The sequence below is a fragment of the Nonomuraea sp. B19D2 genome, assembly GCF_040137845.1.
In the GTDB taxonomy this organism is placed as follows: Bacteria; Actinomycetota; Actinomycetes; order Streptosporangiales; family Streptosporangiaceae; genus Nonomuraea.
The window spans coordinates 30,153-51,074 of sequence record NZ_JBEFAK010000014.1 but is presented as its reverse complement, the minus strand read 5'-3'; the positions used below and the strand labels follow the sequence as shown (position 1 = coordinate 51,074).

The following is a 20,922-nucleotide window of genomic DNA, read 5'->3' as shown; positions in this document are numbered from 1 at the left end:
TCTCCTGTCCGCCCGCACCTCCGCCAAGAGCCGCCGGTACGTGCTGGGCCTGATGAGCCATATGACGCGGGCACCCGTACCTGATCGCCGTCGTCTCGGATCGTCACCCCTCCATGGGGGTGGGGGTGAAGGCGGTCGAGCACGTCAGCAAGCTCGCCACCAAGGCCCTCGGCAAGGCCGCTAGCACGACCCGGTCTTGAAAGTAAGATTCCGTAGATCCACGGTATTGGTCCACTATTTTCTCATGCCATCGTTCACCCCTCTGATGCCCGGTGATCCCCCAGAGCTCGCCGGTCTGGAACTGCTCGGCAAGCTGGGTGAGGGCGGGCAAGGCGTCGTCTATCTGGCCCAGACCCGGATGGGTGAGCGCGTGGCCATCAAATGGCTGCGTATCGACCGGTCCGACGACGGAAAGAGCGTCGAGCGTTTCCTGCGCGAGGCGGAGGTCGCCCAGCGGGTGGCCCCGTTCTGCACCGCGGCCGTGCTCAGCACGGGCGTCGAGCACGGCCGCCCGTACATCATGAGCGAGTTCGTCGAGGGCCCCTCTCTGGAGCGGGCCGTGCGCAACGATGGCCCGCGCACCGGCACCGAGCTGGATCGGCTGGCCATCGGCACCGCCACCGCGCTGGCCGCGATCCACCGGGCCAACGTCGTGCACCGGGATTTCAAGCCGGGCAACGTCATCATCGCCGCCGGCGGGCCGCGCGTGATCGACTTCGGCATCGCGCGCGAGCTCGATCCGGTCACGATGACCAGCAGCACGCAGATCGGGACGCCCGCGTACATGTCTCCCGAGCAGATCCTGGGGCACGCGGTCGGGCCTGCGACCGACATGTTCTCCTGGGCCGCCACGATCGTCTTCGCCTCCTGCGGGCGAGCGCCGTTCGGCAGCGACGGGACGCATGCCGTGATGAGCCGGGTGCTCAGGCACCAGCCCGATCTGGGCTCGCTCGGCGGGCCGCTCCGAGACGTGGTGCAGCAGTGCCTGGCCAAGGATCCGGCGCAGCGGCCGACGGCCGAGCAGGTGATCATGCGGCTGCTGACGCAGCCGGTACCCAGCTCACACATCCTCCAAGCGGGAACCGAGGCAGCCACCACGGGTGTCGCTCCGGACGTGGTGGTGCATGCCGTTCCTGACGTGCGGCAGCAGCTGCAGCAGCCTCACGAACCACAGAAGCCGCAGAAGCCGCGGAAGCCGCGGAAGAAAGTCCGCAGGCCGGTCATCATCGCCGCCGCGGCTGCGGTCCTCGCGCTGGCCGGAGTGCCGGTGGCCGTGGCGTTACAGAACACCCTGAACAGCACTGCCCACCCGGCACCCACGACTCCGGCGCCGAAGGAGACGATTCAGGCGCCGAAGACCACGGCACCGGCCGTCCCCGAAAAGAAGCAGCTGCCCGGCGGCTCGATCACGCTCTACGAGCTTCCGTCCGACCCGATCACACTCACGGCGTACCAGCTTTTCAACAAGAACAAGGACAATTACGCCAGGCAATCGCTGCGGGGCGCGTTCGACAAGTACGCCGGCAACTTGGACACGATGGTCTCCCCCGACGGCCGCTATGTCGCGGGACGGCACGAGGAGTACACCTCTGACGACTACGATTCCGTCCTGATCACCGACAGACAGGCGGGCTCCAGTTTCCGGGTGAAGACGGTACGTGCCCCGCTGACCAGCACGATTCGCTCCTGGTCGAAGGACGGTTCGAGGATTCTGCTCAACATCGACAAGCAGGTCGACAACCAGGGCAAGAAGAAATGGCTCTCTTTGGGCTTCGCCATCGTCGACGTGGCCCAGGCCAAGGTCAAGGTGGTCAACGTGGCCGACGAATCAATACGTGGTTCGGACTTCGGCTGGGACGGCGAGCAGAAAGGCGTGGTCTCCTTCTACGGCAAGGACAAGGGGCTGCGCTTTTTCGACACCTCCGGCAAGCTCACACGCGACATGCCAGGTGTCGGATCGCTGTCGGTCGGCGAGCTGAACCTGTTCTCGCCCTCGGGCAAGATGTTCGTGACCGACTGCCCGGGGAGCGACGATGAGGACACCTGCATCTGGAACAGCGCCACCGGCAAGCAGGCCCGCAAGTTCACCTCTGACTGCGACACGGTGCTGGGCTGGTACGACGAAACGCACCTGTACTGCTGGGAGTTGGACAATGGGACCAACGACGAGATCCAGGTCGTGGGATTCAACGGCAAACTGGTGCGCAAGCTGATGGAGGTGCCGGATGAACTGGACCTGAGCACCTACTTCACGATCAATCCCGCCAGGGGCTCCTGATCCCCCCGTCCTGGCGGCTGTTCGCACGGCAGCCACCAGGGGGTGACGAGTCGGCCGGTAGGCCGGGTTCTTGCGGTGCGATGTGCCCTGGATCTGCCCTCTCGCGAGTGGCAGAGGGCGGCCAGGGCTTGTATCAAGGTGGGTCGGAGCCGTTCGGGATCGCGGGAACAACAATGGTGGCTTTGTAGTCCGCCGTCCGATCAGGCGGAGGCGAGCCCGCGCCCGAGCGTCCGGTCGAGGGCGATGCGGGTGAGCCAACCCAGGCCGGCCGTGAAAAGCGGTGGCCACAAGATGGGCCCGAAGGTGTAGGCGACCAGTACCACGAGCGGGATCCATATGCGGTTCATGGCCTGGTAGAGCGCGCCAGGCGGGCGGACCCCGGCGAGCCGTGTCAGATCGGGCAACACGAAGAACACCAGCGCGGCGGCCGTGGTCGGCAGGCCGTACTTCTGACTCTCGAAAACGGCGAACGCGGCCAGGAACAGCGCGAAAGCGCCCCAGGCGATCCTCTTCGGCCAGGTGCCCACGCCGGGGGTGCGCGGCGATGCGGCGTCGCGCGGGTGTTCAGTAGTCACGCGCACAGCGTACAGATGACCTTCGCCAGAACACGAGCGAAGTCTCGCATTAGGGGCATGTCCGGCAGCGTTCCTTCCGGCCTCACCTGCCGCATCAGCACTGTGGCGGTCGGGGCCGCGCACCCGGCGCCAGGTCAGAGAGGGATTGGGTGACGAGTCGGCCTGTAGGCCGGGTTCTGTCCTTCGTGAGAAGGGGCGACCATCCATCTAGGGCCGCCGTTGCCGGCGGCCTCGAGCGGTCTACCCGCGCGGCTCGGGCGGGCAGCCCTCGAACGTCGCGCGCGGAACGCTCCGGAGAGCGTTCCTTCTTGACCTTGCTCCGGGTGGGGTTTACCTAGCCGCCCACGTCACCGTGGGCGCTGGTGGTCTCTTACACCACCCTTTCACCCTTACCTCCCGCCAGGCGGGAGGCGGTCTGCTTTCTGTGGCACTGTCCCGCGGGTCACCCCGGGTCGGCGTTACCGACCACCCTGCCCTGTGGAGCCCGGACCTTCCTCGGCGGGCCGCAAGGCCCGACGCGGCCGCCCGGCCGACTCGTCTGCAAAACTGTACCAAGTCCTACGTTATTCCTGGCGCAGGTGCGAGGTGTCGTTGAACGACTTCACCACGGCCGGGCCGTCCGCGTAGTACTCGACCAGCGACAGGCACGCCAGGTCGAGGTGCATGCGGTAGAGGGACTCCAGAGGGGCCATGAGGGCCAGTCTCAGCAGCATCTTGATGGGTGTCACGTGCGAGACCGCGAGGATGGTCTTGCCCTCGTACCGCTCGACCAGCCGTTCTCCCGCCGCCTGGACGCGGCGTGCGGTCGAGGCGAAGCTCTCGCCGCCCGGCGGCGCGGTCTCGGGGTCGGCGAGCCAGGCGGCGAGCTCGGCCGGCCAGTGGCGCTGCACCTCCGTGAACGTGTGGCCCTCCCAGGCGCCGAAGTCGAGCTCCCTGAGATCTTCGTCCACCTCGATGTCGAGCCCGGTCCGCTGGGCGACCGCCTCCGCGGTCTGCCTGGCGCGCTTGAGGGGCGAGGAGATGATCACATCCGGCCGGTACGGCTCGCGCGACAGCCTCTCCGCGGCGGCCGCCGCCTGGGCCAGGCCGTTGGGCGTGAGCTCGGCGTCGCCCCGGCCCGAGAACCTGCGTTCCACGGACAGCTCGGTCTCGCCGTGCCTGAGCAGCAGCAGTGAGGTGGCCACTCGGGTGGGGGGTCGCCAGCCGGTGCCCTTGGCGGCGCGTTGCTGGGCCGTGGCGATGGAGGCGGCGGGAGCGGATATTTCGGAAATGTCGCCCGCGTCGAGGAGGTCCGTCTGCTGGGCGACGGGCGGGGCCGCAGCGGTGCGGGCCGTCGCCCCGGCGGCAGTCGGGCGCCCCGATACGCCCGCCGCCGGTGCCCCGGTGGCGGTCGGCCGTCCCTGTGCGGCCGGTCCCTGGCCGGTTGGGGCCCCGGGCTCGGCTGTGCCGCCGGCCTTCCAGGTCAGGCCCTTGGCGGCGGCGTCCATGGCCTCGTTGGCCAGGCGGTCGGCGTGCTTGTTGCGCTCGCGGGGGATCCAGGTCCACTCCGTCACCCGCAGCCGCCTGACCAGCGCCCCGGCCTCCAGGGCGAGCGGGCGCAGACCTTCGTTCTTGATCTTCCAGCGGCCCGCCATCTGCTCGATGACCAGCTTGGAGTCCATCCGGACGGCCACCGGGGCCCCCTCGCCGGCCAGCCGGAGGGCGGCCTGGAGGCCGGCGATCAGGCCGCGGTATTCGGCGACGTTGTTGGTCGTGACGCCGATGGCCTCGGCCGCCTCCGCCAGCACGTGCCCGTCGGAGGCGTCCTTGACGACCGCGCCGTATCCGGCCGGCCCCGGGTTGCCGCGCGAGCCGCCGTCCGCCTCGATGATGTAGGAGGTCACAGCCCTGACTCTGCCGTACGTACGAGGATGCGGCGGCACTCGTCGCAACGCAGCACCTCATCGTGGGGCGCCGCCTTGATGCGGTTCATCTCGGCGATGGACAGGGCCACCTTGCAGCCCTGGCACCGGCCGCCACGCAGCATCGCGGCGCCCACGCCGTACTGGTCCTTGAGCTTCTGGTAGAGCCCGAGGAGGTCGGCGGGGATGTCGCCGGAGACGCCGGAGCGGCGGCCCTGGACCTCGCCCGCCTCCTTGTCGATCTCCTTGAGCGCCTCGTCGCGGCGGGCCTCCGCGGCGGCGAGTGCGGCGGCGAGCTCGTCACGCTGGGTGATCAGATCGGTGACCTTGGTGTCGGCCGCCTCCCTGCGCTCCATGATCTCCAGCACGACCTCCTCCAGGTCTCCCTGGCGCTTGTGCAGCGAGGCGATCTCCGACTGCAGGCTGGCGAGGTCGCGCGGCGAGGTCACGGCGCCGGAGTCGAGGCGCTTCTGGTCGCGGTCGGCACGGGTGCGCACGGCGTCGACGTCGCTCTCCGCCTTGGCCTGCTCGCGAGCCAGGTCGCCGGCCTCGGTCTCGGCCTCGATCACCTGCGTGGCGAGCCTGGCGAACAGCTTCGACCGCTCGTCGATCTCGGCCAGCTCGGGCAGGGTGCGGCGGCGGTGCGCCAGCCGATCAATCACGGAGTCGAGCTCTGCCAGGTCGAGCAGTCTCTTCTGGGCCTCAGGGGCTGCTTTCATGATCAATATCCTCTTGTCCAAGCATCGGTGACCGTGGCGGAGACACGCGTTTCAACGGTAACGCCACTCGAGCGCAGGATGGACGCCGCGCTCTCCAGCCAGGGCCACTCGGTCGCCCAGTGCGCGGCGTCGATCAGCGCGGGCCCGCCCGACTCCACGAACTCACTCGCCGGATGATGCCGTAGGTCGGCCGTGAGGAACACATCGACCCCCGCGGCTTTCGCCGTGCCGAGGAGCGAATCGCCCGCGCCCCCGCTGACGGCCACGCGTGTGACCGGGCGGGTCAGATCGCCCGCCACGCGGATGCCCCCGGGCGTGCGGGGCAGGCCCTTGGCCGCCTGCGCCGCGAACTCGCCCAGCGTCATCTCCGAGGGCAGCTCACCGATGCGGCCCAGCCCGCGCCACGGGTCGTCGGGGAACGGCTGGAGCGGCACCAGGTCGTCGACCAGGCCGACGGCTCGGGCCAGGGCGTCGGACACGCCCGGGTTGGCCACGTCGGCGTTCGTGTGGGCGGTGTAGAGGGCTACGTCGTTCTTTATCAGGGTGTGGATCAGGCGGCCCTTGGGCGTGGTCGCGGCCACGCTGGTGGTGCCGCGCAGGTAGAGCGGGTGGTGGGTGACGATCAGGTCGGCCTCCCACTCCAGGGCCTCATCCGCCACGGCCGCGACCGGGTCGACCGCGAACAGCACCCGCCGCACCTCCTGCGCCGGGTCTCCGCTGACCAGCCCCACGGCGTCCCAGGACTCGGCCCGGGCGGGCGGGTAGGCCGCCTCGAGCACCTCGATCACATTCGTCAACGACACAGCAGCCACGTGCGCAGACTATCGGCCTGGGGGAGGGTGTCGTCGGAACGGCGTTCGGCGTAATGTAAGTGGATCCTGACCTGCGGAGGGCGGCATGTCACCAAACGTCGCGATCATCGGAGCGGGGTTCGGCGGACTGTGCATGGCGATCCGGCTCGAACGGGCCGGGATCCGCTCGTACACGGTCTTCGAGAAGGCCGATGGACTCGGTGGCACGTGGCGGGACAACAGCTATCCGGGGGCGGGCTGTGACATTCCCTCGCACCTTTACTCGTACTCGTTCGAGAAGTACGCGAGCTGGACGCGCCGTTACCCAGAGCAGCCCGAAATTCTTGGATATCTTGAACATTGCGCTGATAAATACGACGTCAGGCGAAAAATCCGCTTCGGCGCGGAGGTGCGGCAAGCCGTCTTCGACGGCACGCGGTGGCAGCTCACGATCGGGGACCGTACCGAGGCGTTCGACGTGGTCGTCATGGCAGTGGGCCAGCTGAACCGCCCACGCCTGCCCGACATTCCCGGAATATCGGATTTCGAGGGCGTCTCCTTTCACTCCGCGCGCTGGAACCACGATCACGACCTCACCGGCCGGCGCGTCGCGGTGATCGGGAACGGGTCGTCGGCGGCCCAGTTCATTCCGCGCGTCGCCGAGCAGGCCGGACACCTGTACGTCTTCCAGCGCACACCCAACTGGGTGATCCCGAAACCGGACGCCGCGTTCGGACCGCTGACCAGGCTCGCGTTCCGCTTCGTCCCCGGCCTCCAGCGGGCCTACCGCGAGTGGATCTACCGGTACGCCGAAGCCACCCTCTATCCCGCCCTCGCCCAGGGCTGGAGCGCGGACCTGCTCAGGAAGCGCGCCTTGCGGCACCTGCACGACCAGGTGCCCGACCCGGCGCTGCGGGCCAAGCTCACCCCCGGCTACCCGCCGGGCTGCAAGCGGGTCGTCATCGACAGCACCTTCTATCCGGCGCTGACCAGGAGCAACGTCGATGTGGTGACGGACAGGATCGCACGGATCACGCCGAAGGGCGTCGAGACCGCCGAGGGCCCGTACGAGGTCGACACGATCGTGTACGCCACCGGCTTCAAGAGCACCGAGTTCCTGGCGCCGATGGAGCTCCTGGGGCGCGACGGGCGGACGCTGGAGGAGCAGTGGAAGGGCGGGGCCGAGGCGTACCTGGGCATCTCCATGCCGAGCTTCCCCAACCTCTTCCTGCTGTACGGCCCCAACACGAACCTCGGGCACAACTCCATCGTCTTCATGCTCGAGTGCCAGGTCCGGCACATCATGTCCTGCCTGCCGCACCTGTCGGCCGGCGGGCCGATCGAGGTGCGACCTGAGGTCATGGCGGCCTGGCGCAGGCAACTGGACGCGGCGATGACGCGGATGGTGTGGGGCGGCGGGTGCCAGAGCTGGTACAAAACGCCGGAGGGCCGGGTGACGAACAACTGGCCCGGCACCACCACGCTCTACCGCAGGCTCACCGCCAAGCCCCCCGCCCCCGCCTACCGCCCCGTCTGAGCCGCCTCTCCAGCCCCAGGGGCCCCGGCTCTGATCGACGCGTTGGAGCAGGCCGGGGCCACGCGATAACGTCCAACGCATGACCCTTTCCCTGCACCAGCGAGCGGTCGTGGCCGACACGCACAACGATCTGCTCATGGCCGTCTCGGCGCGGCCGCCCCAGCAGTGGGCCTCGTTCTTCCGCGAGAGGTGGCTGCCCCAGCTGATCGACGGCGGGGTCAATCTGCAGGTGCTGCCGGTCTTCATCGACGACCAGTACCGGCCGGAGGGCGCGCTGCGGCAGACGCTGCGCATGATCGAGTGTGCGCACGTGCTGGCCGAGGGAAACCCCGATCACGTCCGCATATGCCTGGACGCCACCGACATCGACCGGGCACTCGACGAGGGCAAGATCGCTCTGGTGATCGCGCTGGAGAGCATGCCGGGCATCGACGCGAACGTCGAGCTGATCTCGACCGTCCACCGGCTGGGCGTGCGGGTGGCGTCCATCGCGCACTTCGGCCGCACGCCGCTGGCCGACGGCAGCGGCGAGGACGCCACGGGCAGCGGCCTGACGTCCCATGGCGTGGCGGCGCTGCAGGAGATGGAGCGGCTCGGCATCGTCTTCGACATCTCCCATCTGGGTGCCTCCGGCGTGGCTCATGTCCTGGAGTTGGCCACCAAACCCGTCATGGCCACCCACTCCTCCGCCTGGGCACTGCGCGACCACCATCGCAACCTCACCGACGACCAGCTCCGCGCGGTGGCCGCCACGGGCGGCCTGATCTGCGTCAACTTCTTGGCTCCCTTCCTCGCCGAGCGCGAGGAGGACATGACGCTGGACCGCCTGCTCGACCACATCGAGCACATCGTGTCCGTGGCCGGGATCGACCACGTCGGCCTGGGCCCCGACTTCATCCGCGAGGTCATGGACGACCTGACGCCGCCGTGCTGCGAAGGCGTCCACGCGAGGGGCGTCAACCCCAAGTCGGCCGTCGCCGGCCTGGAAGGGCCGTCGGGGCTGCCCATGGTCACCGAGGGCCTGCTCGCCCGCGGCCTCCCGGAGAAGGACGTCACGAAGATCATCGGCGGCAACGTGCACCGCTTCCTCGGCGAACGACTGATGTGACCGACGTTCGCGCGCCCCACCTAGCTCGCGAGGAGTCGAAGCAGCGGGGGCCCGTACCACGCCTATACGAGCGGGCCGAGCTTGCGCTCCATGACGCAGTTGTTGGAGAACTCATGGTGGAACGAGACGTCCTTGCCGTGCCAGTGTCCGGCCACGTCGGCGGTCACCGGGTCGTAGATCATCGGACAGGGCCCGGGATCCACGTCGAGGTCCTCGACGCGACCGTCCACCTCGCGCAGCGCGTCGCACGCCGCCACCGGCCGCGGATGGAGCCCCCCGTCCGGGTCGCAGGTGAGCGTCCTCGCGTAGCCGCCGCCTGACGGGGGCCTGACGGCGATGAGCAACTCCGCGCCCGGCGCGTCGTCATCGGCGGCGGCGGGGAGCGGGGCGAGGAACGGCGTAGCGCACAGTCCGAGTACGGCCAGCCCGCGAGCGGCGGTCAGCACGAGCGTCATGGGAACCTCCCAGGTCAACGGCCGCCCCGGCACAGGACGGATCACCGATTGACTACAGACAGTAGTCTTTCGAGGACTCAGGATGAAGTAACGCCCTGCGCCCCGCCGTGCGTAAATGGAGAGGTGAACGGCGGCGTGGTGATCAGGGAGCTGCGGGAGATCGACGAGTTCCAGGAGGTCTTCCGGCTCTTCGACGACATCTGGCATCCCGAGCCGCACAACCCGCCCGTGCCCCTGGAGCTGATGATCGGGTTCGCGCACACGGGCAACTACGTGGCGGGCGCGTACGAGGGCAGCACGCTGGTGGGCGCCTCCGTCGGGTTCAGGGCCGCCGGTGGGGCGCTGCACTCGCACGTGACCGGCGCCGTCGTCGGGCGGGGCATCGGGTACGCGTTGAAGTCACACCAGCGGGCCTGGTGCCTGGCGCGCGGGCTGAAGCGGATCACCTGGACGTTCGACCCGCTCGTACGCAGAAACGCGCGGTTCAACCTGGTCAAGCTGGGCGCCATGCCGGAGGAGTACCTGGAGGACTTCTACGGGGACATGACCGACGCGATCAACGAGGGGGACGCGTCCGACCGGTTGCTGGCGGTGTGGCGGCTGACCGCCCCCGAGCGGCGCGACGAGCCGCCTCCCGCCGAGGTGCTGCTCGCCGACGAGCACGGGTGGCCGGTCGCGAAGGCGGCGCGGGGCGACGCGGTGCTGGTGGGGACGCCGGCCGATGTCGAGCGGCTGCGGCGCCAGGACCCGGCGGCGGCCAAGGCGTGGCGGCTGGCCGTGCGCGACGCCCTCGGCGGGCTGATGAAGGCGGGCGGGCAGGTCGTGGGGTTTACAGACCGGGGCGAATACGTCGTGATTGCACGTTAACTGGCTATTCCACGAGCGTTTCAAGTCTCTGTAATGTGGCGGTCAGGCAACACTGAGCAAGGAGATCCGCATGGCGGAGTACACCCCGACCGTTCCTGCGCGAGTCCTACCGTCCGTCACCATCCGCGATCTACCCGAACCTCCCCGATCGAAATGGCGCATCATCGGCCCTGGGCTGGTGGGCGCAGGCGTGGGCCTGGCGTCGGGCGAGTTCATCCTCTGGCCGTACATCGCCTCCCAGGTCGGGCTCATCTTCATCTGGGGAGCCGCGATCGGGATCATCACGCAGTGGTTCCTGAACATGGAGATCGAGCGCTACACGCTGGCCACCGGCGAGACCGCGCTCACCGGGTTCAGCCGGATGTGGAAGCACTGGGGCCTGGTCTTCGTCGCGATGACGCTCTGCTCGAACCTCTGGCCGGGCTGGGTCACCACGTCGGCGACCATGGTGACGTACCTGACCGGGTCGGGCGCGGGCAGCGTGCGGTGGATCGCCATCGGCATGCTGCTGGTGATCGCGCTCGGCCTGACACTGGCGCCGGTGATCTACACCGCGCTCGAACGCGTCATCTTCGTGAAGATCGCCCTGGTGGTGACGCTGATCGTGGTCGCGGCCCTGTTCGCGATCAATGCCGACAGCTGGGTCGAGCTGGGCAAGGGCATGACGGTCGGGGCCAAGTTCCCCGTGCCGCCGTTGGAGTTCTCGGTGCTGATGGGCGCCATCGCGTACGCCGGCGCGGGCGGCGGCCAGAACCTCTGCCAGAGCAACTGGATCCGCGACAAGGGCTTCGGCATGGGCCAGTACGTGCCACGCCTGGTCAGCCCGGTGACCGGGCAGGAGGAGGCGGCCGCTTCGACGGGCTTCCAGTTCCCGCCCACCAAGGAGAACCTGGCCCGGTGGAAGCAGTGGTGGCGCTTCGCGAACGTCGAGCAGGCCTGGACGTTCGGCGTGGTGTCGTTCCTGACCATCGCGTTCATGTCGATGCTGGCCTACTCCACCGTGTTCGGTCGGGAGGGGCTGGCCAACAGCATCCAGTTCCTGCAGGTCGAGGGCAAGGTGCTGCAGGACGTCGTCGCCCCGTGGTTCGGCGTGCTGTTCTGGCTGATCGGGGCGCTGGCCCTGTTCGCCTCGGCCATGGGCATCGTCGACTACACCTCGCGGCTGGCCTCCGACACGATCAAGACGGTCTACCTGCGTGACAAGCCCGTCTCGGTGAACCGGGTCTACTTCTACACGGTCTGGGCCATGGCGCTGATCGGGATCGCGGTCCTGCTGGCGGGCTTCGACCAGCCGCTCATCCTGCTGGTGTTCTCCGCGTGCTTCGCGGCCGTGATGATGTTCGTGTACTCGATCCTGCTGATCATCCTCAACCGGCGGTCGCTGCCCGAGGCCATCAGGGTGCGCTCGTACCGGCTGGGCGCGCTGGTGTGGTCGGTGGCCTTCTTCGGCGCGCTGACCGTGATGGTCCTCATCACGCAGGCGCAGAAGCTGTTCGGCGGCTCGTGAGCGAGGCACCGGCCCCCCGAAATTGACCTCAACCGAACTTGAGGTTACAGACTCGGTCGCATGAACGTGATCGAGGTGACGAGGTTCGGCGGTCCTGAGGTGCTGGAGATCCGGCAGGCGCCGGAGCCGGAGGCCGGCCCGGGACAGGTGCTCATCGGCGTGTCGGTGGTGGACGTGATGTCGCTCGACGCGCAGTTGCGGGCCGGGTGGGGACGGGAGTGGTTCCCCGGGGAGCCGCCGTTCGTGCCCGGCACCGGCGTGGCCGGTCGGGTGCTGTCGGTGGGCGACGGGGTGGACGGCGCGTGGGCGGGGCGGCGGGTGGCAGCCCTCCTGCCCGGCGGCGGCGCGTACGCCGAGCGGGTCGTGGCCGACGTCGAGACGGTGGTCGCGGTGCCCGACGAGGTGCCCCTGTGGCGGGCGGCCGCGCTGGTCCAGGTCGGGCCCGCGGCCCTGAGCCTGGTGGCGGCGGCCGAGCTGAAGCCCGGGACGCGGGTGCTGGTCACGGGGGCGGGCGGCGCGCTGGGGCTGCCGATCGTGGGACTGGCGAGTGCGGCGGGGGCGCATGTGACGGCCGCCGCCCGCGGCGCGGCGAAGCGGGCGGCGGCCCTGGACATGGGCGCGGCCGAGGCCGTCGACTACGACGGGCTCGGCGGGCCCTTCGACGTGGTGTTCGACGGGGTGGGCGGGGAGGTCGGCGGCGCCGCGTACGAGCTGGTCGAGCCCGGCGGCACGTTCTTCGCCTACGGCGTGCCCAGTGGCTCGACCGCCCGGATCAAGCCTGGGGCCGCGCGGGTGGTGGGCATGGAGCAGGTCCAGTTCGCCCCGGAGGAGTTCCGGCGGCTGGCCCGGCGGGCCCTGGAGAACGACAGGCTCACGACCGTCGTGGGGCTCGCCGTACCACTGGAACGGGCGCGCGAGGCCCACGCCGCCCTGGGCAGCCGCGAGCTGGTCGGCAAGGCGATCCTGCTCGTCACCGCCCAGGCCGCCCGCTACCGCGCCCACGGCGGTCCGGAGGTGCTGGTGCTGGAGGAGGTCCCGCTCCCCCAGCCCGGCCCGGGACAGGTGCGGATCGCGGTCAAGGCGGCCGGGGTGAACCCCATCGACTGGAAGCTCCGCCGCGGCCTCATGGGCACGAACCTCGGCGAGCCTCAGGGCACCGGGCTGGAACTGGCCGGGACGATCGACGCCATCGGTCCGGGGGTGACCGGGTGGCGACTGGGGGATCCGGTGTTCGGGCAGGTCGAGGGAGGGGCCGCCGCCACGCACGCGATCGCGGACGCGAGCCTGCTGACGGCCAAGCCGGACGATCTGACGTACGAGGAGGCCGCCGCGCTGCCCGTCGCCGTCGAGACGGCCCGGCGCGCCCTGGACGGGCTGGGCCTGGCGGACGGCCAGACGCTGCTGATCCACGCGGTCGCAGGCGGCGTCGGGCTGGCCGCCGCGCAGCTCGCCCTCGCCGCGGGCGCCCGGGTCGTCGGGACGGCCGGCGAGCACAACCACGCCTTCCTCCGCGGCCTTGGCGTCCACCCGGTCACGTACGGCGAGGGCCTGGAGGAGCGCCTTCCCGGCCCCGTCGACCGGGTGCTGGACGCCTCGGGCAGAGGCGAGCTGGAGCTGTCGGTGAAGCTGGCCGGCGACCCCGCCAACGTGATCACCATCGCCGACCGGGCCGGCGCGGCCAGGCTCGGCGTGCGGTTCTCGTCCGGCCGCGCGAAAGGGCCTGTGCAGCACCAGAACGTACGGATCCCCATCGCGGCGGCGTTCCCCCTGGAGCGGATCGCCGACGCGCACAGGCGCAGCGAGGACGGCCACTTCCTCGGCAAGATCGTGGTGAACACGGAAGCCACCTTGCCGCGATAGCGGGCACACTGGTCTCCATGCTGGAAACCTCGGCCCGCCTGCTGAAGCTCCTCTCCCTGCTCCAAGCGCACAGGGAATGGACCGGCCCCGAGCTGTCCGCCCGGCTCGGGGTGTCCACCAGGACCATCCGCAACGACGTCGAGCGCCTGCGCTCGCTCGGCTATCCCGTGCACGCCACGCCGGGGGTCGCGGGCGGCTACCGGCTGGGCGCGGGGGCCGCGCTGCCGCCGCTGCTGCTCGACGACGAGGAGGCCGTCGCGGTCGCGGTCGGGCTCGGCCGGGCGGCGGGCGGCGGCGTGGAGGGCATCGAGGAGACCTCCGTACGCGCCCTGGCCAAGCTGGAGCAGGTGCTCCCGTCCCGGCTGCGCCGCCGGGTGAACGCGCTCAACAGCTACACCGTGCAGATTCCCGGCAGCGGCCCGTCGGTGGCGCCCGAGGTGCTGACCACGATCGCGAACGCGGCCCGCGACCACGAGCGGCTCCGCTTCGACTACACCGGCCACGAGGGCGAGACGACCGTGCGCAACGTGGAGCCGCACCGCCTGGTGCACCGGCGCGGCCGCTGGTACCTCGTGGCCTACGACGTCGAGCGGCAGGACTGGCGCACGTTCAGGGTGGACAGGGTGCGCCCGCGCACGCCGGCCGGGCCCCGGTTCACCCCGCGCGAGCTGCCCGAGGACGGCGACGTGGCGGCGTTCGTGGAGAGGGGCGTCAACACGGCGATGTGGCGTTACCGGGCCACGGTGCTGCTGCACGCCCCGGCCGACCAGATGAAGCAGCTGCCGCTGGGGCTGGAGGTGGAGCCGGTGGACGAGGCCACCTGCCTGCTCCGGCTGGGCGGCGACGACCTGAACGGGATGGCCGTGTGGGTCGGGTTCACCGGCGTGGACTTCGAGGTGCTCGACCCGCCCGAGCTGGCCGAGCACGTGCTGCGGCTGTCCGAGCGCTACCGGCGGGCCGTCAGCGGGCGGTAAGGCCCCGGTCAGCGGGCGGCCGCAGGCTCGGTGGCATGAAGAACATGACACGGGTCGCCGGCGGCAAGGACGACTTCCAGCTCGTGCACCACCTCACCCTCAAGGGCAGCCAGTTCGAGATCGGCAGGGCGCTCACCGAGGAGGCGCGCAGGCTGGGCTGGTCCCCCACCCCGGTGGACCCCACGGTGAACCGGGCCCGCAGGACGTGGTTCGAGCGGCACTGGCCCCAGCACCACGCCCGCCTGGACGGCGCCGCCGCGGCACTCGGCCTCGACCCGGACCAGGACGAGCTGGCCCTCGACGGCCTGGGCTTCGTGCCCGAGGGCTCCGGCTGCTCGGCCCTGTGGGTGCCGCCGTCGGCGGCCACGGACGGCCACGGCAGGGTGGGCCGCAACTACGACTTCTTCCCCACGACCACCAGCGAGATCATGGGCGGCGCGCCCCGGCCTGACGAGCTGCCCATGGCCTCGCGCCCCTACGTGATCACGACGGTGCCCGACGAGGGACTCTCCTCGACCGTGATCACCATGTCGGACCTCGACGGCTGCATGGACGGCATCAACTCGGCGGGCCTGGCGGTCACGCTGCTGGTGGCCGACTTCGCGAACGCGACCCCGCCGGAGAGCGTCTTGCCGCAGGTCGGTGTGGGGAGCGTGCAACTGCCCAGGTTCCTGGTCGACACCTGCGAGAACGTGGAGCAGGCCAAGCAGGCGCTGCTCGGCGCCAAGCAGTACGACCACGGCACGCCCCTGCACTACCTGGTGGCCGACGCGAACGGGCAGGCGTTCGTGTGGGAGCGGGGCAGGGACGGCAGCGAGCACATCGTCGAGCTCGGCGACGGCCCGCTCTGCGTCACCAACCACCTGCTGCACCGCCACCCCGACCCGATGAACCTGCCCGAGGACACCGCGGGCAGCTTCCGGACGTTCGAACGGCTGCGCACGCTGCACGAGCGCAGCAAGGCAGCCACCATGTCCGCGCAGGACCTGCGTGACAGCCTGCGCGCGGTCCGGCAGCACGAGGATCCGGCGCTGCCGTTCCGCACGCTGTGGACCACGGTCTTCGACACCGCCGACCGTACCCTGTCGACCCGCTTCTACCTGGGCGACGGCCGGGGCTACAGCGACGAGCTGGTGTTTCACTGCTCTGACAGGTAGTCCTCGCGCACTTTGGTGCGCGACAGCTTGCCCGTGGGTGTACGCGGCAGCGGTGAGCGGTATTCGATCACCTTCGGATGCTTGAACCTGGCGATGCGCGGCCCGCAGTGCTCCAGCAGCTCGGCGGTGAGCCGGGGGCCGGGCGTGACCCCTTCGGCGGGCTGGACGAGGGCGACCACGTTGTGGCCCCATTCCTCGTCGGGCACGCCGATGACGGCCACGTCCGCCACCGCCGGGTGGTCCAGCAGTGCGGCCTCGATCTCGGCGGGGTAGATGTTCACCCCGCCGGAGACGATCAGGTCGGTCCGCCGGTCGCACAGGAACAGGTAGCCGTCCTCGTCCAGGAAGCCGATGTCACCCGGTGAATACCACTCCCCCAGCATGCTGGCGGCGGTCTTCTCCGGGTCCTTGTGGTATTCGAACGTGCCCATGCCGGACTTGACGTAGATCATGCCGGGCTCGCGGGGCGGCAGCTCCATGCCCGCCTCGTCGACGATCTTGGCCTCGAACAGCGGCACGGGCCGGCCCACGGTGCCCGGCCTGGCCAGCCACTCGTGCGGCTTGACCGCGAACGCGATAGCCGACTCGGTCGAGCCGTAGTACTCGTACAGCACCGGCCCCCACCAGTCCATGATCTGCTGCTTGACCGAGACCGGGCAGGCGGCGGCGGTGTGGATGACCTGGCGCAGGCTCGACACGTCGTACTTGCCCCTGACCTCCTCCGGCAGGTGCAGCATGCGGTGGAACATGGTCGGCACCATCATCGCGTTGCTCACCCGATATCGCTCGATGAGCTCCAGGACGGTCACCGGGTCGAACTTGGGCGCGACGACCACGGTGTGCCCGAGGTGCAGCGCGAACTGGGTGTGCGCGCACGGCGACGAGTGGTACATCGGGGAGGTCACGAGATGCACGTCGTCGCCCGGCCGCAGGTCCAGGACCTCGCCGAGGAACCACCGGTACGCCGGCAGCAGCTGCTCGGGCTCGGCGCCGGGCAGCGGCCGCTGCACGCCCTTGGGGAAGCCGGTGGTGCCGGAGGTGTACCACATGACCGCCCCGGACGTCCGCTCGCCGGGCGCTCCCATGGGCTGCCCTTCGGCCAGCCCCGCCGTCCCGATCTCCGCCCCCGGCACGGCGAAGTCCGGGCCGGTGACCACGAGCTTGGCGTCGCAGTCGTCCAGGATGTACGCCACCTCGGGCGCCGTCAGATGCCAGTTGATCGGCACGTAGTAGAGCCCGATCTGGCCGGTCGCCATCATCATGACGACGGCGTCGATGCCGTTGGGCAGCACGCCCGCCACCACGTCGCCGGTGCCGAGCCCGCGGGCCCTGAGTCCGTGTGACACCTGGTTGACCCGGGCGAGCAGCTCACCATAGGACGTCTCCGTGCCGTCGGAGTCGATCAACGCGCGGCGGTCGGGGTCGGCGGCGGCGATGGCGTAGAAGCTGGGCAGCTGGCTGACGTCCATTAGAGCTCCAGCAAATGTGCGAGGCGTGCGCGGTGGATGCGGGGCGGGCCGAGCAGCACCTCGTCCGCCTTCGCCCTCTTGTAGTAGAGATGCGCGTCGTGCTCCCAGGTGAAACCGATGCCGCCGTGCAGCAGCAGATGGTCGCGGGCGACCTCGAAGCAGGCGCGGCCGACGTACGCCTGGGCGAGGGCGGCGGCCTCGGGCAGCTCGTCCGGCGACGCGTCGGCGGCCCAGGCGGCGTATCTGACGATGGACTCGGCCTGCTCGAGCTTGCCGTGCATGTCGGCGAGCCTGTGCTTGACCCCCTGGTAGGAGCCTATGTAGCGGCCGAACGTGACGCGGATCTTGGCGTAGGCCACGATGGCGTCCAGCGCCGCCCGCATCACGCCGAGCTGCTCGGCAGCCAGCGCCACGCACAGCCGGTCGCCGATCTCCGGCACCGGGCCCAGCACGCGGGCGGGCGCCCCCTCCAGGGCCACCCGTGCCTGGCCGCGCGTCAGGTCGAGCGTCTCCAGCGCGGTCCTGGTGACGCCCGGCCCGGCCAGCTCGACGGCCACCAGGAGCGTGCCGTCGGCGCCGCGCGCGGGCGCCACCAGCACGTCCGCCTCCATGCCGCTGAGCACCTGCGTCAGCGTGCCACTCACGGCCGCGCCGTCGTGGTCGAGGGTGTCCCTGCCCAGCGTGGCCGCGGTCCGGCCCTCGGCGATCGCGGCGAGCAGCTCCTTGTCGGGCGTGCTCGCCAGGGCGATCGCGGCGAAGGCGGTGGCCAGGAACGGCCCCGGCAGCAGGGCCGCGCCCGTCTCCTCCAGCACGACCGCCAGCTCGGCCATGCCCGCGCCCGCGCCGCCGTACTCCTCGGGGACGATCAGCCCGGACAAGCCGAGCTCGCCGTTGAGCCTGGCGTACACCTGCGGGTCGTAGCCGTGACGCGCCTTGGGCAGCGGGGAGGCGGTGCGCAGGAAATCACGCACGGCCTCGCGGAGCTGCCGCTGCTCCTCATCGAGTACGAGTTTCACCCCTGCGTCCCCACCTTCAGCTCCTTGAACGGCACGTTCTTGTCCACCCTGGGCTCCGGCGGCAGGTTGAGCACGCGGTCGCCCACGATGTTACGCATGATCTCGTTGGTGCCGCCGCCCAGCGACATGGCCGGGGCCAGCGAGATCGCGTATGCCAGCGGGTGGTCGGCCAGCACGGCCTCCGGCCCCACGAGCCGCGTGGCCAGGTCGGCCCGGAACATGGTCAGCTCGGCCAGCAGCAGCTTGGCGGCGCTGCCCCGGGCGCCGGGGAAGATCCCCGCCTCGGTCTCCTGGGCCAGCCGCTGGTTGAACAGCGCCAGGGCGCGGCTGCGGATGTGCAGCTCCACGAGGTCGTCGCGGACCAGCGGGTCTTCGGTGTCGACCACCCGGCGCAGCGCCTCGAGCGAGGTCGGGTCGTCCTTCAGCCCGCCCATGCCGACGCCCGCCGAGATCGACAGCCGCTCGTGCAGCAGCGTCGTGACGGCCACGCTCCAGCCGTCGTTGACCTCGCCGACGCGGTGCTCGTCGGGGATGGGGACATTGTCGAAGAAGATCTCGTTGAAGCTGGACCTGCCGGTCATGTCCTTCAGCGGCCTGACCGTCACCCCCGGGTGGCGCATGTCCACCACGAACATGGTCAGCCCCTTGTGCTTGGGCGCCTCCACGTCCGTGCGGGCCAGCAGCAGGCCCCAGTCGGCGTGGTGGGCGACCGAGGTCCACACCTTCTGCCCGTTGACGATCCAGTGGTCGCCGTCGCGCTCGGCCTTCGTCTGCAGGCCGGCCACGTCACTGCCCGCGCCCGGCTCGGAGAACAGCTGGCACCAGATCTCCTCGCCGCGCAGCAGCGGCCTGAGGAACCGCTCGCGCTGCGCGTCGGTGCCCCGGTCGACCAGCGTCGGCCCGGTCATGCCGAGGCCGATCGAGAAGACGTACGTGGGGAGCGTGTAGCCGCGGGCCTCGGCGGCGAACGCGCGCTCCTCCGCCTGCGTCAGCCCCTGCCCGCCCCACTGCCTGGGCCAGGTGATGCCGGAGTAGCCGGCGTCGTGGAGCTTGGCCATGAACTGCTTGGCCCTGGCGATCGCGTCCGCATCCGGGGCGTCGTCCGTTGGAGCGTTCTCCTGCAACCAGGCCCTGGCGGCGCGCCGGTAGTCAGCAAGGTTCACATCGACTCCTTGACATCAGTGCCCACTTACTCTAGCCAGGCCGCCGGATGGCGCATAGAGAACCGTTCCAGGGGGTCCTTAACGTGATTTGTCATCGGATCTCCCATAATTGGAGGTGGAGGGACGTACGGTGATCACCTGATTACGGGGGGATGGAGGGTGATCGCACGGCTGGGTAGATCCATTCGCGCGCGGCTGGCTCTGTGGGCCAGCGTCGCGATGGCCCTGCTGTGCCTGACGGCCGGCACCGTCCTGATGTGGACGGGGTACCACGCGGCGGTCGACCTCCGCACGCGAGACATGATCAGCGACTCCCGGCGCCCGATCCACCTGATCAAGCAGAACGAGCTGACCCCCGCCATCGACGGCCCCCTGAACGGCATCCAGATCGTCGACCCGTCTGGCCGGGTCGTGTCGTCGACACCCAACCTGGCGGGCTCGCCGCGCCTGTCCAGAGTGATGCCGGACCCGATCAGGAGCGACCGGGTCGGAGAGGTGTGCGGCCTGCCGCAGTTCCGCGGCGAGTGCCAGATCATGGTCGTCTCCCGCGTCCACCGGGCGGACGGCGACTGGCTCGTCTACGCCTTCGACCCTTCGGTGCCCTGGTACATCCACCCGGCGGCGATCGGTTTCATGGCCGGCATGTCCGTGGTGCTGGTCGCGATCAGCTGGTTCGGCGTGTCCAGGGTGGTGGCCAAGACGCTGGCGCCGGTGAACGAGATCACTGAGCGGCTGAGCGAGATCGCCTACGGCGAGGAGGCCATGCGCGTTCCGGTCCCGGAGAACGCCGACGAGATCAAGGCGCTCGCGGAGGCCGCCAACCGGACGCTGGCGCGGCTGGAGTCCGCGATGGAGCAGCAGCGCAGGTTCGCCTCCGATGCCTCCCACGACCTGCGCAGCCCGATCACGGCCATGCGGGCCGAGGTCGAGGCGGCCATGCTCGCTCCCCAGGAGACCGATTGGTGCGAGACGGGCCGCAAGCTGATGGTCAGCCTCAATCGGCTGCAGAACATCGTCAGCGACCTGCTGACGCTGGCCAAGCTCGACGCGGGCGCCCCCGGGGCGTTCGAACCCGTCGACCTGGCCGAACTGGTCTCCGCCGAGACCACCAGGCCGCGCTCGAAGAAGGTCATCACCAGCCTGCAGCCAGGCGTGGTGGTCACGGGCGACCGGCTCAGACTCGCCCGCCTGCTGACGAACCTGCTGGACAACGCCGAGCGGCACGCCGACAGCACGATCCTCGTGACCGTGCGGCGGAACGGCAAGGCCGTGCTGGAGGTGCTCGACGACGGGGCGGGCATCGCACCCGAGCAGCGCGAGGTCGTCTTCAGGCGCTTCACCAGGCTGGACGCCTCACGCAGCCGCGACGCCGGCGGCACCGGGCTGGGCCTGTCCATCGCCCGCGAGATCGCGCAGCTCCACCACGGCACTCTCAAGATCGAGGATTCGGACGTCGGAGCCCGCTTCGTTCTGCGGATACCGATACGACAGGACTGATGTTGGGTATGACAGGCTTTCGACTTTGCTCGAGGTACCGGAGGTGAG

17 protein-coding genes, 1 other RNA gene and 1 pseudogene are annotated in these 20,922 nt (G+C 70.1%); 10 read left to right on the top strand and 9 right to left on the bottom strand.

Annotated features, from left to right (window positions below):
- Positions 1-244: 244 nt before the first annotated feature.
- The gene (locus tag ABN273_RS25335) at positions 245-2,278 is read left to right on the top strand and encodes a protein kinase domain-containing protein (protein ID WP_349451489.1); all 2,034 of its coding nucleotides are present in this window, start codon (positions 245-247) and stop codon (positions 2,276-2,278) included.
- 200 nt (positions 2,279-2,478) lie between these two features.
- On the opposite strand, the gene ABN273_RS25330 is transcribed toward ABN273_RS25335, so the two are convergent.
- The 5 genes from ABN273_RS25330 to ABN273_RS25310 all read right to left on the bottom strand — a co-directional run bounded on the left by ABN273_RS25330 (position 2,479) and on the right by ABN273_RS25310 (position 6,276).
- Complete coding sequence (locus ABN273_RS25330; RefSeq protein ID WP_349451488.1) at positions 2,479-2,853, bottom strand: hypothetical protein; 375 nt, start codon at positions 2,851-2,853, stop codon at positions 2,479-2,481.
- A gap of 149 nt (positions 2,854-3,002) precedes the next feature.
- Positions 3,003-3,390, bottom strand: an RNA gene (rnpB, locus tag ABN273_RS25325) — RNase P RNA component class A.
- Positions 3,391-3,416: 26 nt separating this feature from the next.
- Positions 3,417-4,736 (bottom strand): bifunctional RNase H/acid phosphatase, encoded by a 1,320-nt coding sequence (locus ABN273_RS25320; RefSeq protein WP_349451487.1) that lies wholly within the window; start codon positions 4,734-4,736, stop codon positions 3,417-3,419.
- Complete coding sequence (locus ABN273_RS25315; protein WP_349451486.1) at positions 4,733-5,473, bottom strand: zinc ribbon domain-containing protein; 741 nt, start codon at positions 5,471-5,473, stop codon at positions 4,733-4,735. The genes ABN273_RS25320 and ABN273_RS25315 overlap by 4 nt, the downstream gene beginning before the upstream one ends.
- Positions 5,474-5,475: 2 nt before the next feature.
- The gene (locus ABN273_RS25310; protein ID WP_349451691.1) at positions 5,476-6,276 is read right to left on the bottom strand and encodes a Nif3-like dinuclear metal center hexameric protein; all 801 of its coding nucleotides are present in this window, start codon (positions 6,274-6,276) and stop codon (positions 5,476-5,478) included.
- 94 nt (positions 6,277-6,370) lie between these two features.
- Here ABN273_RS25310 and ABN273_RS25305 point away from each other — a divergent pair, with 94 nt between their 5' ends.
- A complete protein-coding gene (locus ABN273_RS25305; RefSeq protein ID WP_349451485.1) occupies positions 6,371-7,801 on the top strand; it encodes a flavin-containing monooxygenase in 1,431 nt (476 codons plus the stop codon).
- A gap of 79 nt (positions 7,802-7,880) precedes the next feature.
- Complete coding sequence (locus tag ABN273_RS25300; protein WP_349451484.1) at positions 7,881-8,909, top strand: dipeptidase; 1,029 nt, start codon at positions 7,881-7,883, stop codon at positions 8,907-8,909.
- A 62-nt stretch (positions 8,910-8,971) separates the two neighbouring features.
- On the opposite strand, the gene ABN273_RS25295 is transcribed toward ABN273_RS25300, so the two are convergent.
- Positions 8,972-9,364, bottom strand: coding sequence for an SSI family serine proteinase inhibitor (locus ABN273_RS25295; RefSeq protein ID WP_349451483.1), 393 nt, complete (start codon positions 9,362-9,364; stop codon positions 8,972-8,974).
- A gap of 123 nt (positions 9,365-9,487) precedes the next feature.
- Here ABN273_RS25295 and ABN273_RS25290 point away from each other — a divergent pair, with 123 nt between their 5' ends.
- The 6 genes and pseudogenes from ABN273_RS25290 (at position 9,488) to ABN273_RS25265 (ending at position 15,729) form a co-directional block, all read left to right on the top strand.
- The gene (locus ABN273_RS25290) at positions 9,488-10,231 is read left to right on the top strand and encodes a GNAT family N-acetyltransferase (protein ID WP_349451482.1); all 744 of its coding nucleotides are present in this window, start codon (positions 9,488-9,490) and stop codon (positions 10,229-10,231) included.
- Positions 10,232-10,301: 70 nt separating this feature from the next.
- Complete coding sequence (locus ABN273_RS25285) at positions 10,302-11,738, top strand: Nramp family divalent metal transporter (protein WP_349451481.1); 1,437 nt, start codon at positions 10,302-10,304, stop codon at positions 11,736-11,738.
- Positions 11,739-11,798: 60 nt separating this feature from the next.
- A pseudogene (locus ABN273_RS25280) lies at positions 11,799-12,692 on the top strand (zinc-binding dehydrogenase); the annotation flags it as partial.
- 9 nt (positions 12,693-12,701) lie between these two features.
- Entirely contained in the window at positions 12,702-13,598 is an 897-nt protein-coding gene (locus ABN273_RS25275; RefSeq protein ID WP_349451690.1) for an NADP-dependent oxidoreductase, read from the top strand.
- A 17-nt stretch (positions 13,599-13,615) separates the two neighbouring features.
- Positions 13,616-14,572: a helix-turn-helix transcriptional regulator gene (locus tag ABN273_RS25270; protein ID WP_349451480.1), complete on the top strand. Its 957-nt coding sequence runs from the start codon at positions 13,616-13,618 to the stop codon at positions 14,570-14,572.
- A 35-nt stretch (positions 14,573-14,607) separates the two neighbouring features.
- On the top strand, positions 14,608-15,729 hold the full coding sequence (locus tag ABN273_RS25265) for a C45 family autoproteolytic acyltransferase/hydrolase (RefSeq protein WP_349451479.1): 1,122 nt from the start codon (positions 14,608-14,610) through the stop codon (positions 15,727-15,729).
- Here the strand turns inward: ABN273_RS25265 and ABN273_RS25260 are convergent.
- From ABN273_RS25260 to ABN273_RS25250, 3 genes are read right to left on the bottom strand one after another with little or no spacing between them, the layout of a single operon-like run.
- Positions 15,711-17,198, bottom strand: coding sequence for an AMP-binding protein (locus ABN273_RS25260; RefSeq protein ID WP_349451478.1), 1,488 nt, complete (start codon positions 17,196-17,198; stop codon positions 15,711-15,713). The genes ABN273_RS25265 and ABN273_RS25260 overlap by 19 nt on opposite strands.
- On the bottom strand, positions 17,198-18,214 hold the full coding sequence (locus ABN273_RS25255) for an acyl-CoA dehydrogenase family protein (RefSeq protein ID WP_349451477.1): 1,017 nt from the start codon (positions 18,212-18,214) through the stop codon (positions 17,198-17,200). Before ABN273_RS25255 ends, ABN273_RS25260 begins: the two co-directional genes overlap by 1 nt.
- Positions 18,211-19,377 (bottom strand): acyl-CoA dehydrogenase family protein, encoded by a 1,167-nt coding sequence (locus ABN273_RS25250; RefSeq protein ID WP_349451476.1) that lies wholly within the window; start codon positions 19,375-19,377, stop codon positions 18,211-18,213. Before ABN273_RS25250 ends, ABN273_RS25255 begins: the two co-directional genes overlap by 4 nt.
- A 159-nt stretch (positions 19,378-19,536) precedes the next feature.
- Between ABN273_RS25250 and ABN273_RS25245 the strand changes: the two genes are divergently transcribed.
- Positions 19,537-20,874, top strand: a complete 1,338-nt coding sequence (locus ABN273_RS25245) for a sensor histidine kinase (protein ID WP_349451475.1) — start codon at positions 19,537-19,539, stop codon at positions 20,872-20,874.
- Positions 20,875-20,922: the final 48 nt, after the last annotated feature.